An 18,301-nucleotide genomic window follows, 5' to 3' on the forward strand; every position below is an offset into this window, starting at 1 on the left:
CCTATCAAGCATTTAAAACTGCCAGGACTTTGCCATTTAGGCGAAGCTCCCAGCCGATATCCCAGCCACGCGGGAGTGTCAAAGCACCTTCATGGATCGCAAGCATAGCCGCCTCGTAGCGACGACTGCCTCCGCTTCCCACCACGGTGCTGGCATCACGCCAGTGGTATCGGACAGTTGCCGATTCGCTGGCTCCGATCAACTGGAGGAATTTGCGCGTCGGTACGGCAGGTGCGCGCGATGCAAAATAAGCCACCATAGGTTGGGCCCGCACACAAATGGCCATCTGCCCGTCAGGCGCCTGTGGGGCGACCTCGTTGGCTTTGAATCCTTCAAACGATAAATACGGTGACTGCCGAGGATCAGGTGAGTGAAGGTGAGCCAACAGTTCAACAGTGGCCACTTTCCCATTGAGCTCGATAACGCATTGCACGTCTAGAAGTACTAAACCATGACTAAACGGCCGGAATCCTTGCAGTGAACGGTTTTTTAGCGCAGTGATGAGGTCTGAGAGCAGCTGCGGCCCGTTCTGCGGCGTCGCGCAATTGCTGGGGTTATAGCACCGCAGCAGATTGTCGATGGCGTACAACTGCTCTCGGGACATGGGTTGATATAATGCGGTATGGAACGCATAACGTACCCTGTTGGCCCAGCGGCCCGTCGGGAATTGGTCCGGTTCTCTGAAGTTTTCTGCAACCCGCTGCTCCAGCAACTGCGCGACGTCTGTCGATAGCGGCGAGCAGATGTGCGCTAGCGTCTTATCGGTTGTGCTCCGTGTGCCTGGCGTCACCACTCCTTGCTTCACCAGTGCATCCCAGTGCGAGCGCAGTTCTCGTGGGAAGTAGTCTGGCGGGTCGACGTCCTCGACAGACAACTCAGTGGCCTGCTGGTCAAACATGGTGCTTATCGCTGCCCGCGCTGCATGTGCCGTGGCGCTGTCCTTTTCTGCGGCGCGATCAACGATACGTGAAAGGATGGCCAAGCGCGACACGTGTCGACATTCGCTGAGCAGCGTTGCAATCTCGATATGCGGAGCGAGGTGCTCCCAGAAATCCACAGGGTTTCGACGGGACAGCATATCCAGCACCGCCGCCGCGAGATCCGCCCGATTGTGCGGATCCATCGAAAACGCCAGGCGTGCCGCTGGGGCAAAATAGGTCTCCCCTTGGCTCATCAACCAGAGCAACATCGCTGCAGCACCATCCCGCCGTTCCCAAGACGGATGATCGAGCGTCCACAGCAACAAGTCGAATAGCGCTGCCGCAGCACTTGTTGTGGAGCCTCCCAAGTAGTCGAATCCCTTTGGTGAGGCTGTTCCGACCATGTAGCCCACGTGCTCGATAGCAATATCGAGTACCGTGCTTTGCTGTTCCGCATCCAGCTTGCTGGCCACCTTGTCGATGAGGTGGGACGCGATCAACCAGCGTTGCGCATGGCGTTCTTCCAGAACCAGAGGACCATAGAGCCTAGCTACGGCGTCAGCCTCTAGGATCTCGTCTTGGATCATCTGCTCCGCGGGTGAGCCGGTGTGGTTGCTCGTCCAGATGGACCAGCCGCCTTCCTGCAACGTTTGTAATACGTTGACAGCCGCCTTGACGGCGGCCGATGTGTTACCACGACGCTTGAGCGTAAGCACCGCTTGCAAGTCGATGCGCGCCTGCTCGTCAACCGAGAACTTTCCAAACACACCGGGTTGGTAGAGCGATTCTTCCACTGAGGGGGCGCTGGTGGAGTGGCCCCCTGGCGTCGCCTCAGGTCCAACCGGTGCAGGCTGCGCAGCGGAAGCGGAATGGCTGGAGCTGGACGCGAACTGCTCGAATGGCTCTGGCCCTGCCCGCTTCTCGATGGCCGAAAGCAATGGCTCAAAAGTGGGTGCATGTGTTGTCGGCAAAGCTGACACCAAGGCTTGCAGCAGACTGCGCGACCGTTCGGTATTCATGCCGTGCGAAATGGTGCGAATGCGCCGCGTCGCCCAGGAAAGATCATCGGAGTCTGCAGCCATAGCGCTGATCAAACGGGCATATTGCATCCCCCAGCCGCCAAGGTGGCGTTCGTCGCCGTCCTGGAAGACTTCCAGCAAAGCCCAGTGCAACCGCCAATCAACAGTCTCTGGGGTTTCCTGCAGCAGCGCGAGCAAGGCGGCCTGCTCTTCAAGCGCTCCGCCAGGGAAATGCATGCCGGTCAATGGCGCGACCCGGTCCAGGTCCCCAGCAGCTGCTTGTGCATACAGTTGCGGCAATGTTCCACACGATTGATGTTTGAAGTAGTCAACGGCTTGGGTGTACAGCGATCGTCGGCACAGTTGAGCAATGAAATTGCCCTTGTCTGCCCGCACATAGCGCTGAAACGTCATCTCCCCGCTCGCGCGCTCCAGGTAAGCCGCAACTTGCATCAGCGATGCGGACGGTACCGGCGTGGCCGCAGGCAGCGATGCCAGCGTGCTGGACATCAGCGACAGCTGATCTTCCTTGTACCAGCTGGGCCCCATCGAAAAGCGCAAAACAGCCTGGTAAGTTCTGGCCGCCTCTTCCTGTGCGTCCAAGCGCGCCAACAACGGAACTATACGCAGCAGCTCCGGTATCAGTTCGTAGCGGTTTTCCACGTTTATCTGGACGTAATCGCGCCAGCGGATTACAAGGTCGAACAGTGCATCAGCAGTCTCCGGCTCCAGCGCCACGGCCATGAATTGGTCTGCCGCCAAGGCCAAGGTCTGTCGAAAACCTTCATTGTACAGCCCCAACTGCTCGGCGAACCCCTGATCGAATACGTCTAAAAGTCGGCCGGCTTGTTTTGGGAGGCAGTCCAGCAGCAGTTTCGCTAAACGCTGGAAAAGCGCAGGGAAAATAGTTTCCGGTATGGCATACGCCTGCTGCCATTGGATGCGAACACTCAACGGACGCGTAACAATCGGCAGTACGTGGTCCGATAGAAACGCCCATACCTGGCCAAGGGTCTGCTCATCAGTGCTTGCTTTTGCCCGACGAGCAGTGCCGTCTGCCCAGGCGACAGCAGCCACCAGCGAGCGCAACCATGCCTCCCAGTCGTCGCGTGGGGCGGGTTGAATTACCGGTTGCGCCTGACTTTCATCGAGAAAGTCCGCAGCCCGCCACTGCTCATACGACTCTTGGAACCCCTCAAGGTCCGGTCGTGCTCGATTGGATGCATACAGCACAAGTGGCTGGGCCTTGGCTACATTGGTCCCCCCACACTTGCGGATAAGGTCCAGCGACGCCCCGGTTTCGATCAATGTATTGACCACGCCTAAACGCAATTCGGCGGGCTGCTCGAGTCGGTCACTGGCCTTTGCCAGATCGCTCAGCAGCAGTGCAATCATAGTTGGAGGTAAGGGAATTCCATAGAGGCGCGAGTTCAGGTCGGCATGAATGAGGACGCCGAGCAGCATCGATAGCAGCGATTCAGGCGGAACAGCAACCAGAGGCAATTGCGCTACCGGGGTATACAGCCCGCTTAGGCATAATCTGGCACCATAAAAGCTGCCGCCCAGGTTGGCGATGACATCAACCGAGTTGTTTGCGCTGAACGCTTGCGGCGCAGCACGGACCTGCCGTATCGCCGCCGCTAAAATGCGCCCTACCGGTGGCTCACCACCGGCTGCGCATTCCAGCGCGAATCCATGAAGACGCTGCAGGATGGTTTGAATAAACAGGTCGGTTTCGATACTGCCGGTAGCTTGAAACTGCTCAAAAACCGTATCCAATGATTGTTGAATTTTGTCCAAGAGCTGTATGGCTTGCTCAGTACTGCCGATCCGAATCAGGGCCTGAACGACAGCGTAGGCGCCCAGCGGAGGGGCAACCAGGCGACCGTTGCGAATCACATGACGAAGCGCATGGTCGGTCTGCCCCAGCGCGCACAAGGCCAAGGCCACTTGCTCGGCTGCTTGGGCGAACAATGTGTTGTACCGGAAAGTCAGGCGTTGCGACAACAACAGCAAGCGAATCGTGTCCTGGGCGGCGCCGATCCGCGTCGCGGCGGCAAGCGTCGCCTCAATGTCGCCAAGGAGCACATCCGGTTCAGCCCCCAGTGTGACCGAGATGTCCACCCAGCTTTGATGGCAGTGCTGGATCGCCTGTAGCTGCGCCACGGTTCCGCCCAGCAGCCCGTGATAGACCCGGTTCAACTGTCCATAGTCGCCGCTTTGCGCCGAGCAGCAGAAGGCGGCCAACCGTTCCTGCAGCCGCTCACTCACCGCAGCGGTTTTGTGCGCAACAAATTCCGAAAACGAAGCATGGTAGATTTCGGTGTTGTCCGCTTTAGAGAGCAGATGGCGGATCCTGCTGAGCGTGGAAACATAAACCGCGCTCTCGGCCGGCTGCAGCATCACGGTCAAGTCTTTGGTGGGTATTCCCCAGCGCAGTCGCGCCAGAAGGCCCAGCAGATTGACCGCATCTTGATCGGGCAGCAACTGTCCCCACAAGGTTTCATAGTAGTCTTGGATGGTGCCACTGAATGCCGGCATCTGGATAATGTCGGCTTCGCTTGCCCCAGTGTTCACCATGTCCGTTAGGTAACGCAGGTACAGTGGATGCCCCTTTGCCCGCTCGCATAAAAGGGAGACGAGACTTGAGGTCGCCACGCCCAGATCCAGCAAGTCTGCGCATAGCTCTCGTTGGCAGTCCTGTCCCAGCGCGGGCAGCGTTAACCGTATGGCACCCTGCAACACTGAGCCGATGCTCGCGGCATGCGCGTCTAAGCCTACACCGGTGATCACAATCACCAGCCCGGTCGGCAGTGCTGACGGGAGTAACGCCGCTAGGCGTTGCAGTGCGTCTATGCCGGCGCTGGCGGCTTCGTTCAGGCCGTCGATGAAAATCACGCCGATCTTACCCGCCGCCGCGTGTCGACTGGCCAGATCTTGGAGTCGCTTATGACTGGTCCGGATCAGCTCTGGATAAGAAAGCTCCAGCAACCGCGCCGGTTTTCCGCTCACCGAACTCGACCACAGCGAATTGACCCAATCGAAAAAAACCTCCGGCTGGGCCTGGTGCGCAGGCGTGATCCCACGTCCCTGCTCAGAGAGCGCATATACGCCTATCACCTCGATCGATTCGCTGGCGGGCACAAATTTCTGGCAATAGCTCGACTTGCCGATGCCGTGTGCCCCCTCCATGACCAGGTAACCGTTCTGTAGCGTGGCCAGACGGTCTTCAAACAGCAGGTCAAAGTCCGGACGAGTGCCGAAGGGCAAGCTCGGCGTTGCGTCTGGAGCGACCTCGGCCAACACCCCATGGGTTTCAAGGAACGGGCGCAGTTGAAGGAAGCTGATGGCCGCAAGAGCGGTATTCACACTAACCCGCAACAGCCCGCGACAATCCCCTTCGACCATCAATGCCGCGCCGGAAAGACCGTCATAATGCGTAAGCTGGGTATCAGCGCTGACTGAGAGGTCTAAATCCACGCCGTGAATGAGTTCTTCCAGCGTCTGCTGGATCGTGCCGTTGAGCGCATGCCCCAAGTTAAGCTTGTGCACGGGATAGCCAAACGCAGACCATTTTTCGCCTACCCTGGGAAGCCTGGTATCGATCACGAGGGGCTCGATCTGCAGAGCTATAGGAAGACGCAGTAAGCAGACATCCAAGTTCTCATCGTGGGCCTGAAGCTCTACGCAGTGCTGGATCGCTGCGACACCGGTGCCAAATTGGACCGTCAGGGTTTCACCAGACACCACCGCCGTCTCCACGCAGTGAAAGGCCGTCAGCACGAGTGAGGGGGTAATGAGCCAGCCCGTGCCCACCTCGTGGACATTGGTGATCATGCATGTCGCTTGTTTGACAGCTTCATCCGTCACAGGTGACGTCTCCTAGTTGAATCCATTCACCCTCGACGACGTGAACACTGAAGCGCGCCCCGGCTTTTGATGAATAGTTCCGCAGTCGTTGTGCGGCCGCGGTTTCATAGTTGAAATAGAGTTTACGTTCATAGGTCGCTGGTCTATCAACGATCGCTGCCAGGACTTCAAAGTCTGGATGACCGTGCCCTAGCCCATTGGTAGAAATTAGGTAGCAAGGCGAATCTACCAATGCAAGCAGCTCTGGGCTGGTGTTGTGAACGCTTCCGTGATGGGCAATTTTAATGGCACTGAACATGAGGCGCTGGGCGTCCGGGTGACGCTGTTTCAATTCAGCGAGGATATCCTCTGCCCAAGCGTCGCCTAACAGCAGCACGCGGGCAAGACCGGCGGTGAGCATCAACGCAATGGAGCTGCCATTGGCCGCCGAAGTATCCGGGGAATAGACCTCAGCGAGCGTCGGCTCACGGCGCGCGGCAATGGGTCGAACACTCGGCGTACTGGATTGCTGCGCTGAGTAACTGCACCACATCTCGTAGGCATCATCGACAAGGTCGTCACTCAGCGGTTTACCCCGATATCCAAGCCGGCGCATCTCCTTTAGCCAAAACGTGCGCAGTGCCTCCAGTCGTTCGACGGTCGGCCCGAGCACCTCCAGTTGCACCTGGTTGGGCAAGGTGTAGGTAGCACTGCGGCGATCGATGGAGCGAGAGCCGTCGCCATGATTCCAGTGATAACCTTTGGACCTTAGAAGCTTGGCCAGGGAACTCCCCTGGACAGCCCCGATAGGATTGGGGGCAAACGCCAGCGGCACAGGGAAGCCGCGGCGCTTGATGGCTTCCAGCACTCCTGCATGATTGGTCAAACACGGACCATCAACTGTGCAGGGCAATGAGCGCAAACTGTTATGCCAGACCGCTTCGATCTCGATCCGGCGATGCTCGGGACTGCCATTATCAGTGAACAAAGCCAGCAGACCACCGATGTGATCTGCGTCGATGTGGGTGCACACTACTAGCCTGAGGGGTATGCCCCGCTCTGCCAGCTCGGCCAACTCCCCCGCGAGGTATGTGGTGTACGTGCTGGCATAGCCGGCATCGACCAGCACATGCTGACCATTGGCTTTGATTAAAAACGCATCACCATTATTAGCTGGGTACATTTTGAGTTTAAGCATGCGGCTGCATCGACAGGATTGGCGGCATGAGGCGGTAAGGATACGCTTGGAGCAGCTCCTGAAATTTGATGGTAATGCGGCTAAATCGCATGCGTGATCTTCCCTTTTCGATGTTGTGATATCAGATTTGTCGCCTGATCACAATCGAACACCCCGCACGCTTCGGGCGCGGATGCAGGGCGGCGAGCTCGGCAGCCAGATGAATCAGGCAGGATATCATCTGCCCTGAATGTCATTCGATCACTCATCAGAGTGATCGGCATCAGCACTTGGCCACTCAATCCAGACCGACACACTGGCCCCGTGCGTGGGAGTTGGTATTCAACCTATAAGCGCACCTGACCAGTGACTTGAGCCTTGCTTTCAAAGATTGCCAAGGGCATCACTCCCGCAAAAACACCTGGCGGGACCAAAACGTACACTGCATGCTTGGACTTGTCTGGGTTCGGGTTCGGCGTGATCGACGCCCCGCCCCCTTCTGCTATTGTTTGTTGGCGACAGTGACCTTGGGGCTGGCAGCTCCGCGTTTTTTGGAGGCTGCCTTACCCGGGCGCCGAGCAGGCTCCGCTGGGGCACTGCTATTGGCCGCCGCCAACTGATCGGCCAGCATCTCGGCGCGTGCCTGCGCCGCCGCCGCGCGTTCGCGCGCGCCCATTAACTCGGCTTCGGCATGCAGCAAACGCTGCTGCACGGTGTTGCGCTGTTCAGTCGCATCCAGGCTTGCCTGACGATACTGCTCCAGCTGGTCCCGCAGACCTTGAGTGTGACTCAAGGCCGCGCCAAGCTGCTCACGCGCCTCGGTAAGCTCCGCCTGTCCCGATAGCAGCGTCTGCTGCAGGGTCTGCAGGCGGCCACCGGCCTCCTTAAGCTGGACGGCCAGGGCTTTACTCTCCTCGCGAGCCCGATCGATCTCGCGATAGGCCCGGTCTTCGACCTCGCGGCTGTAGCCCTGCTGTGCTTCGCGTGTTTGCTCCGCCTGCTTGCGCGTTTCCTGCAACTCCTCATGCGCCTTGGCCAGCTGCGCACGCATCTCATCGCGCTGACCGAGTAATGCCTCACGCTGCTCGCGCAAGTCATCGATCTGGGCCTGACGCTGGACCAGCAATTGCTCTAGGTCGACTAGGCGGGTGTCCGCGACTTGGCGCGCGGCCAGTGCTTCGGCGGCCTGCTGCCGGGCTTGGGCCGCGTCCAGGCGAACCCGCGCTTCCACTGCAGCTAATTGCTCGCGTTCGCCTGCCAGGATCTGGCGCTGACTCTCCACGGATTGTTCGACAACTCCATGGGCCAAGATGGTCGCTTGCTGCCAGATGGCGACAAAAGCCTGCGCCACTTCCGCCGGCAATCCCGGCAGACGGGTCTCGCCGCGCAGGCGCCCGGCCAGCTGTTCCCACCACTGATCGAGCAAGGTACCAACCCGCGCCGGGCTGCCGCGGCCCAGTTCCAGGCGCACCCGCTCCACCGTCGGTCGTTCACCGCGGGCCAGCACCGCATCCGCGGCGGCAAACACGTCGTTTTCCGGTACCCCTACCGCCATGGCTCACCTCTGGCTATATTAGGTCTGATAATGAAAGATTATCCGACCTTATAAATTGAAATATTCAAATATAATACGTAGAACGTAATGAAAAATACACTTCCACTCAATGGACTGCCAGTGATCCCGTTGGCGCTGCACGGCCTGACGGACAGCACCAGGGCCGCCGCCGAGGCTTTCATCGCCGCTGGCACCGCGGCCAACACCGTGCGCAGCTACCGCAGCGCCCTCGCCTACTGGGCCGCATGGCTGCAACTGCGCTACGCCCGGGCACTCGGTGACGGCCCTCTGCCCGCGGAGGTCGCGGTGCAGTTCATTGTCGACCACTTGGCCCGCCCGAGTTCCGACGGCATCTGGAGCCAACTGCTGCCGGCGCCGCTGGATATGGCGCTGGTCGCCGCCGGCGTCAAGGGCAAGCTCGGCGCCCTGGCCTTCAACACGGTGAGCCATCGCCTGGCGGTGTTGGCCAAGTGGCACCGTCTGAACACCTGGGACAGCCCGTGCGACGCGCCGGCGGTGAAAACTCTGCTGCGCGAGGCACGTAAGGCCCAGGCGCGCCAGGGCGTCGCGCTGCGCAAGAAAACCGCAATCGTGCTGGAGCCCTTGCAGGCGATGCTCGCCACTTGCAACGATGGCGTGCGCGGGTTACGTGATCGCGCCCTGCTATTGTTGGCCTGGAGCGGTGGCGGCCGCCGGCGCTCGGAGGTGATTGGCCTGCAGGTGGAAGACCTGCGCCGCCTGGACGGCGACGCCTGGCTATATGCGCTCGGTGCGACCAAGACCGACACCGGCGGTGTACGCCGCGAAAAGCCGCTGCGCGGGCCGGCAGCACAGGCGTTAAACGCCTGGCTGGCGGCAGCGCCGGCGCGCAGCGGGCCGCTGTTCCGCCGCCTGTACAAGGGCGGCCGGGTCGGCACCTCCGGCCTCTCCGGCGACCAGGTCGCGCGCATCGTCAAGCGCCGCGCCGAGCTGGCCGGGCTCGACGGTGACTGGGCCGCGCACAGCCTGCGCTCAGGTTTTGTTACCGAGGCCGGACGCCAGGGGGTGCCGCTGGGTGAGGTCATGGCGATGACCGAGCATCGCAGCGTGACCACGGTGATGGGTTATTTCCAGGCTGGAGCGCTGCTGGAGAGCCGCGCCAGCCGATTGTATGGCGAGCCTCCGCCTACTGAAGCCCTCAGCGACAAGCCGGAGGTGGAGGCTGGCTAGCAAGCCAAGAGCTGGCCGGATAGCCGCTTGACTTAGCCTCCGCCTTGTCGACGATCGCTGCCGATTGAGTTGGCCCGGTAACTGCCGCCCTGGTTTTCTGCCGAAACCCCGGGACCGGCCGGTTACGACGACTCTGTAAGCAGATAGATACTCAACCTTGTGCAGCGGTATATCTCCTGATACTTACCGAACGCTATGATGGCGCGGGGGGGGTGTGTCCAGGCATTTGGTTCAACACTCATAACGATGGACTGTCAGAGGTGCCGATGAAGATCACCAAGAACCTGAACACCTACGAAATTGAAGACCTCTACCCGTTTTGCCATGAAGATGCCTCCCTTCGGCTGCCCAAAAGCATGAGCCATGGCGGCTTGTTCGGGGTTGATGCTGCACTGGCTCAGTTGGTGATCAGCTGGGCTCGCGCCCATGAGCAAAGCGTTCTGCACCTCTATGCCGATATGGCAAGCGCTCCCGACCAGATCCTGCACCTAGGCAAGACAGCCGCAGGTCTTGCGGCATTGATCATGTCCTCTAGCATCGAGACAGAAGCTCACGAGACAATAGAAAAGCGCGCCGCGCTCACCGTCATCAGACCCCTCATTGAAGCTATGTACGAAGGAGATCTTCGTAACACGTCAAGCGAGCGAGGCGCTCGCCCTAAAGCTATCAACCTCTTCAGCATCAACTTTGCGAAGATGGAGTTCATCAAGCCCTTCTACTACGGTGGGACTTCTCCGCAGATCCACTCTCACACCTCGTTTGCGAGCCTGCTGGAAATGTCGTCTGCGCTCATGCACACGAAGCAGGACAAGAAAGCACTTCATCGAAGCGGATTGCCTGCCTTAGGCAGCGTGCTTGCTGAGTTGATCGCAAATGCCGACCAGCACTCGGTCACCGATGTCCATGGGGTCAAATATAAGAAGGGGCTGCGAGGCACCTCAGTGAAGGCCAGTCGGATCAAGAAAGAGGATATCCACCTCGTTTCAGACAAAGAGCCGCAATTTGCCTTGTTCGTAATGCGAAATATGCTCAGAGGCGCGGAATACCTCGACTTTATTGAAATTTCAGTGATCGACAGTGGGCCGGGCCTAGCACGTCGGTGGCTATCAGCCAAGAAAGGCGCTCCCGTGGAGGCCTTGAGCGACCTCCCCCTGGCAGAAGAGCTTGAGGCCACTTTGGAATGTTTCAAAAAGCATGTCACTACCAAAGATTCGGCAACCTCCGGCATGGGACTGCACAACGCAGTCCAGGCACTCAATAAGCTGAAGGCCTATGTACGTCTCCGCACCGGGAGGGTTTGCCTTTACCAGGCCTTCCAAGGCCAAGACCAGGTCGTGGAATACAACCCCAAAAACTGGAGCGGTGACCGTGAGCTGGCGGCGGCTGAAGGCACTGTATTCACCATCTGCATTCCGGTGAACTGAGATGCCAGACCTGTTCGATTTTGAAGTAATCCTCACCCCCGCCCCGGATGCTGAGCCCGCTCACGTGGTGGTGTTTTTCGCAGGTCCAGAACAAATCACGGACGCCCATATTACCGAGGCCCTGCAGAAACGGCTGAACAACTACATCCTCCCCGATCATGTGACCTTCCTCGTCCCCGACTGTCACCGGACATGGATTCAGGAGCAATGTGCTGACAAGTCGTCACCTATCGCCATCGCCCTTGAGCGTCGCTCTAGCGGCGGAGCGCCCTCCTACGGCTTCTCCTTCTTCAATGAGCATGGGGATATCATTAGATACGTAAAGGTCGCCGGCACTGACAAGGGGATTGGCAAGCTAATCACGGGAGCGGCTGACGCGTTTGTACAGGCAGGAATGAAGAAGCTGGTCAAATGCACCTCCGTACTGACGAAGGCTCCTGCTGGCTTCTTGTTTTCGAAACCCTCGTCCCGAGCCTCCAACTACTTCATTCGTGCCGAGAATCTGCTCACCGAAACGCTTCATTCGCATTTCCTGGCCTTCACCTGCCTGAAAGTGATCAAGGAGGCTTCCGAGGGGGGGATGCGAGAACCAGACACCATTTACCTCGATACCATGGCATTCCTACCAGTTGCGCTCTCGATTCAACTGCTCCAGGCGAAGTTCGGTACGCAGACGATTCAGAACATCCAGTCCTTCCACTCTCATGACGGCCTGAAGGACGGCCCATTGCCTGATGGATCCTCGTCGCTTTGCTTGATTTCTGCCTCGACCAACTGTGGTTTGGCAAAAGAGTGGGTCAAGGTCAACGGAGCGCCGCCTACCCGGGTAGCCACCTTCCTCTCGTTCCTCGCAGATTCTGAGTCATGTACGGTACTGCATACCATCGAGAAACCTGAGGATTTCGAATCGTTCGCTGAGACGGAATCGACCGAAGGCCGCAAGTTGATCCGCATCCACGGCGAGCGGTTTGTGGCCCAGCACACCGAGACTCGACTGCTCAACATCAGCATGGGGCATTTACCAGAAGGACTGCAGAGCAGATTTTTCTCGTTTATGGGCAAGGGCCTCTTTACCTGCTTCAGTCAAATTCCCAACAGAGAACGATTTCGGACTGTCCAGGTAGACAAGGACAAGCTGGTCCGTACCAGCGACTTCGATCAATGGTTCAAGAAGGTGTTGATGGAGGAGTCTCCCGCATCGACCTCACTTATCATTCATGACGATGACAAGGCCAGTGCGAAGATGGCTGCGGACGCCTTGGAGTTCCTTCAAGCTATGGGCCTCACCTGCGACGTCGTAAGCGCTTTAATGTTTGACCCTAAAGAAAAATTTCACGGATCGGTGATCGTCGTGGCAGCTGCAGCAGAGCGAGGCACCTTGCTCCTCAGCATTAGCCGTCGTCTGCGGTCAGCCCAACAATCTGGCACGCGCATTTATCTTGTGGGTGCGCTGTTGGGTCGCTCCTATGAGTTGATGGCAGAGCTGGCCGCAAACCTTACGCAGCCGCCAAAAGGAAGCCGAAAGTACGTTTTCAAACCCTTCATCGAAATTCCGTCTGCCAGCCTGGCCTGTAACAGCCACTGGCACCAGGAGTACAAACATCTCAGCCGCATGATCACGTTCGATGGCGCCGGCGTGTCGGAATTGGTCAAAGCTCGCATTGAGGCGTTCGACACCGCGGGTGCGAACGGCCTTATCGACCAGGCTTTCTGGCCGAGCAGCTATCAAACTGGCCAGATGAAGCTTACTAAGGGCTTTGCCTTCGTGAGTAGTGATAAGGACGTCACCGTCGCCGCTTGCGCTGACATCTTCCTGACTATTTTGTGGATTCTGCAGAACGCCCGGGAAAGCGCCAAGATTGCAGACTCGAAACGCCTTGAATCGGGTGAGCTTCAACAGGTGCTGCTCTCGCCCGAAATATTTTCCCGCTATGACGACGGAATCATTCAAGGGGCGTTTCTCCGAGCGGCACTGCCTACCGAACTGGACTACAGCGCTCATGAAACTCACAGCGCGTCCATGGCAGACATCATCTTGCGAGTCGTCCAAGGCCACGGCTTCGAGCGTGGTGATGCCTCAATGGAATTCGTCACTGCCCTGGCCATTGGGAAGATTCGTCTTCACAAAGAGGTTGATGAGAAGTTGCGAAGCAACATCAAGATAGCTCTCCTGGGTAAGGTCGAGGACATCGAGCTTCTGCTTGGCGAGGAGTCACCTATCTAGCATAACCATGGTACCGGCAGCCGGCTAACTTTCGTTCTACAAGTTGGGTATCAGGAACTAGAGCACCAGATTCCGGGACGCAATTGTCAGTGACCACCATGCTGGGGATATCGCAACATAGAAGAGCTCGGCGACGGCCTACTCGGTGAGAGAATACGGCATCGGAAATATGCATGTGGTCGTACTCTACTGGCGCTGACGCCGAATTGACCCGGTGGCCGATGCCGCGCCCCAACACCAATCGGAAAAAATCCAGCACTGAGAATGGTTCACAAGGTGTGAGCCTGGGTCAGTAAAACTTCGGTAGCTAGGTCAATCCTGTGGTAGCGATAACAAATAGACATCTGATCGTTACGTTTCTAAGCAAAGGGGATCAACGGGAAACTCCGAGTTGTAAGGCTTGTGCTAGCATCCAATTTGATCCGAAGATCGAGGTCGGCAGCGATGAAGCACCCAGTTCAGCCGGAAAATAGTCTCTCTGAGATTTTGGAAGGTAAACAGAATCGCCGTGATGCGTTAATGCTTGCTGTTAGCCTTGCTTCGCCGTCTGAGTTAGAAGGACCTGCTAAGCGTTTGAAAGAGGTGATGAGAAAACCTGATGAATCGCACCGTCAACGCATTCCGCCCCCAGAGTTCTCTCGTTAGATAAGAGTGGTTCCCTATCTCAAATGCCGACGCTCATTCAGTCTAGGCTTGCTTTATATCTGGAAAACCACGTTGCGCCGACGGTATACCGTAGTGATAGGTCAATCAGCTGCCAAGAATCATAGACTGTTGGCACTGACACCGAATTGACCCAGGGGCCGGTGCCGCGCTGACCCAACACTAATCGGAAAAATCCAGCGCTGGGAATGGTTCAAAAGGTGTGAGCCTGGGTCAGTAAAACTTCGGTAGCTAGATTAATCCTGTGCTGGCGATAACAGGCCAGGCTCAGTTGTAGCTCTTCGCACAATCGTCGCTCGGCATGAGTGCGGTAGCATTAGATTACGTATACAGTTTGGTTAGCTTTCCAATAAATAGCGAAAATGTGCGCGAATGGGAGCGCTCCAACCGTCGGCGCGCTCCTTCAGCCAATCCAGGTAACTGGGCATCCTCACCGCGTCGCTGTGCATCGATCTCCAGAACCGCTCAATATTGTTGTCGTATATTGGGACACCGCTGAGCCGCCACATGCACACGCAATTCGGCAGCTTCAAAAATAAACCTAGCAAGGCAAACATGGCCATGCGGATCTGAGCGGAGTGTTCCCCTACGTCTTTGCACAAAAAAGCTTCACAACCTGCCTCTGGCGGTAAATTAGAGCGCAGAGAACAACATGCCTTGATATTCAGAAGCCAGGCGATTTGCGAGCGTGGATCAAACGGATAGATTCTCTTTTTTCCTATTATCGCCAGGATATCGTCCATTAACAGCTCAATCTCAGGGACGCTCGCCGCAAGCTCGACATCGCCGATGGTAACGGTCCCGCGCTGCACACAGACCTGATACCAGCACTGAAAATGCCAGGCCATGAGCGTCAAAATTTGGCGCGTCGAACACCGATAACTCCAGCATTGCTCAGTTGACTGAAACGCCCCGTGCGTAAAAAATCTCCATGGTAAATCGAACTGGACGATTGAAAGCAGCTCGGCAGGCGCCGAGGTACTGTCTCCTATATACAGGCAGCAACCGTGTACCGGACACACATTGAACCACCAATAGAACCAGTTGATTCTCAATGAGGGTTGTCGACCGCATCGAAAATCATTGAGGAGGCAGAACTGGCAAAACTGCAGGCGCCTCTCGGGCGGTGCCTTGAGCCAGTCACCGGGTAAGGGAAATGATCGTCTTAAGCATTCGTTTGAAATTCCTAGTGCCATGGATAACTCTTCCGTCACCGCGCGAGTTAGGTTCCCATCAGCGTCTTCGACACACAGCCGTTTTAGGCAGTCAGTGGCACGTATAAAGGGTGCAGGATTTCGGGTGCGCAACCCCCTGGCAAGCCACGCAGAAAAAGCCTCTTGAGGTACCGGCTTAAGCAGTCCGCCGAAGTGCGCGTTACTCCTCATGGTCGAAACGTTCGAGATATGGCGGGATATCGGCGGCTTTTTCCAAGCAGTCCAAGTCAATTTCTTCCTTGCGGTCCAAGATTGCCCAAACCGCGCCCCGGGTAATCCGCTTGACTATGGCATCGGTGATGCCGCCCGTCGTGCTCAGCAGGAACTTGACCTTCTCTTGCCGCCAGAGTTCCGATGGCCTCCTCAGTGGCAACGCGCTTTCATACCCGGCTAGAAATGACCTGAAGCTCTCGTTTTCTTTCCAGCGCGGCAGATTGTATATTTGAAAGCGGCGTTCCAGCTGGGCATCACTGCTGATGGCATGCACGGCGTCATCGACGCCGAATGCAATGATCGACAGCGACATCGGCGGGCTACTCAGCGCTCTCAGAAAGGCCAGGTTCTTTCGCTGATCAACCCGCCCGGCATTGAGGAGGTTGTGCACCTCATCGATCAGCACCAGGCGCATACTCCTCAGCTGAGCCAGTCGACAAAACGCCTCGGGAACCAGACCATTGCGAATTTTGCCAATTGGTACTCCCAGAGCCTCACTGATGCTGTCTTCGAAACCGCGCAAGCTAGGATCCGGGGACAGGCTGAATGAAATGTAGCCGTAGGAATCTACATGCCTCTTTCTGAGGCTCTCCATATCCAACTGAATTCTTTCAAAAAGACTGGTTTTACCCATTCCCGGGCGACCGGAAATCAAGATGCATTGCGCCTGAGTTTTGGGAGGCATTTCATAGACCGCTCTGACCGCGGTCCTGACCGAACTAACTTGAGGGTAGTTGACCCAGCAATCCTTATAGATGCTGCCGATTCGGCCCTTGTCCCCGAGGAGCGCGAGGTTTCGACGCTGCGGTGAAATGTGCTCCAGGCTCAATGCGTCTTTCATAGGCACTCGCCTCATCATGGGCTCCGGGCCCTATTCTTCGATCTCGTAAGCTTTCGGCTTAAGGCTGTAATCCGTCGACGCGGGGTGATCCGGAACCGCAATTTTTTCATTAAGTGGATGACCCGGATCGGTGAAGCGAGTTTTTTTTCGCTCTCTCATTTTTCGCGCCTGCTTGCTTTTCACACCAGCGGCATTTACGAGTGTTTCGTTTTTTTCAATTAGATTGAATACTTCCGCAGCGGGAACCCTGCGTTCGCTCTCATCCTTTAATTGTGCTCTCAACCGCTTAAATTCCGTGAGTGTGGTATTCGGCAACCGCAGATCCGCGTAACCCAGCTCTATATACGTCCGCTCGCCGGTGGGGAGTACCCACACTTTGCTTAATGACTCCGGATCGTAGCGCACAGTGCACTTTGTCCCGATGTCAAAGCGCTTCAAGGTTGAAGAGTAATAATCGATGTTATGAAGCCTGACGCCCGCCCGACCGATCACCCTTTTTTTTATTGGCATGAAGTCGATCAGCAGGCGCAATTGATCATCAATAATCGGTGGAGAGGCAAAGCCACCATCCTTGTTGAGGTAATGATTCTCCCACTGAAGCAGCGGTGAGCAGCCGAGCGCTGAGTGTGTTGTTTTGTGATAGATCTCCACCTCTCGGATGAACCACTCTCGAAATTCAGGAAACGACAGCGTGGCATGCTGATCACTTTTGTAGTGGCCTTTATCTTTTGCCGAGGACATGGTGGTTCCCGGCAACACATGGACTTTTCCCATCAACGTGCCGATCAGGCGTTCAATGTGGGCTCCGTTGTGGGGCGTACCTTTGGGTCTGAACGTCAACTCAATGCCATACCACCGACAACTGTCAGATAAATTTTTCGACCTGAACTCCCTGGCATTGTCGACGTGGATTCTTTTCGGTACACCGTAGAACGGATACTCCCCACCAGTAAAACCGTACGTTTTTAACCAGCGCTCCTTGGGTAATATTGAATGGGCGATACACAGCGCTACCGACATCGCCGAGGGATACGACAAGGATAAATAAAAGCCGAGCACCACCCGCGTATATACGTCGATAGCGATAGTGACCCAGGGGCGCGTCAACGGCAGGCGCCGTTCACTGTCGACGATGATGCAGTCGACAAGGGCATGATCTATCTGGATCAGCTCCAGAGGCGCCTCAGGTTGTATCTTTCCTCCCCGAACCTCGTAGGCCTGACGCGCGGCTTTCGAGCCCGATTTCTTGGCCAGTAGTGCGCGAGGCTTACGTTCTCTAATTCTGCTGGCTATGGTGGCGGCGCTCGGGGCCGGGATAGATGACGCCAGGCAGCGCTCTGTGATTTTTTCGATAACGCGCTGGTGGGTTGCTCCAGGACCGGCATAGTACTCATCAATGGTTTCCTGGATGATGTCCTCGGTGGCTGCCGCGATCAACTTGACACCCTTCGTTCTGCCCCGTCGCTGCTGCAGCAGACTCAACGGCCCTACATTCAGATCCAGCCTAGCGAAGAGCCTGCGCACCTGGGAAGCGCTAAGCCCTAACGCAGCAGTGCATTGCGCAACATCCTGTTTGGAGAGAACCTTGTTGCCGGCCATTGAGGACAGGACGCTAAACCGCTCTGACGCCAACTGGAGGTCGGCCTCCTTTACATCGCCGATGTCGGGAGGTTCTTTTTCCGTTGCTGCCTCACGATCCACTACAGTTGGAGTTCTTTTCAGTTCGCACTCAATTTCTCCAGGCGATATCAATACCGCTTCCCCAGTGACAAGATCCCTAGCTTGGATTTTGTTCGAGGAAACGGGGGCGATTATTTCCAGCTGTTTATTCCCGGCGAGCACTAAAATGCCAGGGGCTATGCTTATTTGTTGCATGGCTTCACCTACAACAAAACATGCACCAATTTAATTAAATCTAGTTAAACATGCGAAAATTTCAATACTCAGGTGTTTCGCGCATCGACTTTTCATATAAATCGTTGCTTTTCAATGA

9 protein-coding genes are annotated in these 18,301 nt (G+C 56.8%); 3 read left to right on the forward strand and 6 right to left on the reverse strand.

Features of this window, described 5'->3' with window-relative positions:
* Positions 1–4 precede the first annotated feature (4 nt).
* From avs1b to P7C00_RS16285, 3 genes are all read right to left on the reverse strand, one after another.
* Positions 5–5,776 carry an AVAST type 1 anti-phage system protease Avs1b gene (gene avs1b, locus P7C00_RS16275; RefSeq protein WP_404936843.1) on the reverse strand — a complete coding sequence of 1,924 codons (5,772 nt, stop codon included), beginning with the start codon at positions 5,774–5,776 and terminating at the stop codon, positions 5–7.
* Positions 5,777–5,798: 22 nt separating this feature from the next.
* Positions 5,799–6,986, reverse strand: a complete 1,188-nt coding sequence (avs1a, locus tag P7C00_RS16280; protein WP_404936844.1) for an AVAST type 1 anti-phage system MBL fold metallo-hydrolase Avs1a — start codon at positions 6,984–6,986, stop codon at positions 5,799–5,801.
* A gap of 481 nt (positions 6,987–7,467) precedes the next feature.
* Positions 7,468–8,520, reverse strand: coding sequence for a DNA-binding protein (locus tag P7C00_RS16285; RefSeq protein ID WP_404936845.1), 1,053 nt, complete (start codon positions 8,518–8,520; stop codon positions 7,468–7,470).
* An 87-nt stretch (positions 8,521–8,607) separates the two neighbouring features.
* On the opposite strand from P7C00_RS16285, the gene P7C00_RS16290 reads away from it, so the two are divergent.
* The 3 genes from P7C00_RS16290 (at position 8,608) to P7C00_RS16300 (ending at position 13,377) form a co-directional block, all read left to right on the forward strand.
* Entirely contained in the window at positions 8,608–9,729 is a 1,122-nt protein-coding gene (locus P7C00_RS16290) for a site-specific integrase (protein ID WP_404936846.1), read from the forward strand.
* A 266-nt stretch (positions 9,730–9,995) separates the two neighbouring features.
* Positions 9,996–11,153, forward strand: coding sequence for an ATP-binding protein (locus tag P7C00_RS16295; RefSeq protein ID WP_404936847.1), 1,158 nt, complete (start codon positions 9,996–9,998; stop codon positions 11,151–11,153).
* 1 nt (position 11,154) lies between these two features.
* The gene (locus P7C00_RS16300) at positions 11,155–13,377 is read left to right on the forward strand and encodes a hypothetical protein (protein ID WP_404936848.1); all 2,223 of its coding nucleotides are present in this window, start codon (positions 11,155–11,157) and stop codon (positions 13,375–13,377) included.
* Between the two features lie 1,001 nt (positions 13,378–14,378).
* On the opposite strand, the gene P7C00_RS16305 is transcribed toward P7C00_RS16300, so the two are convergent.
* From P7C00_RS16305 to P7C00_RS16315, 3 genes are all read right to left on the reverse strand, one after another.
* The gene (locus P7C00_RS16305) at positions 14,379–14,783 is read right to left on the reverse strand and encodes a hypothetical protein (protein WP_404936849.1); all 405 of its coding nucleotides are present in this window, start codon (positions 14,781–14,783) and stop codon (positions 14,379–14,381) included.
* A gap of 631 nt (positions 14,784–15,414) precedes the next feature.
* Positions 15,415–16,308 (reverse strand): TniB family NTP-binding protein, encoded by an 894-nt coding sequence (locus P7C00_RS16310; protein WP_404936850.1) that lies wholly within the window; start codon positions 16,306–16,308, stop codon positions 15,415–15,417.
* A 30-nt stretch (positions 16,309–16,338) separates the two neighbouring features.
* Positions 16,339–18,183, reverse strand: a complete 1,845-nt coding sequence (locus P7C00_RS16315) for a Mu transposase C-terminal domain-containing protein (RefSeq protein ID WP_404936851.1) — start codon at positions 18,181–18,183, stop codon at positions 16,339–16,341.
* Positions 18,184–18,301 lie beyond the last annotated feature (118 nt).

Source organism: Pseudomonas sp. JDS08PS003, assembly GCF_045013505.1.
Lineage (GTDB): Bacteria > Pseudomonadota > Gammaproteobacteria > Pseudomonadales > Pseudomonadaceae > Aquipseudomonas > Aquipseudomonas protegens_B.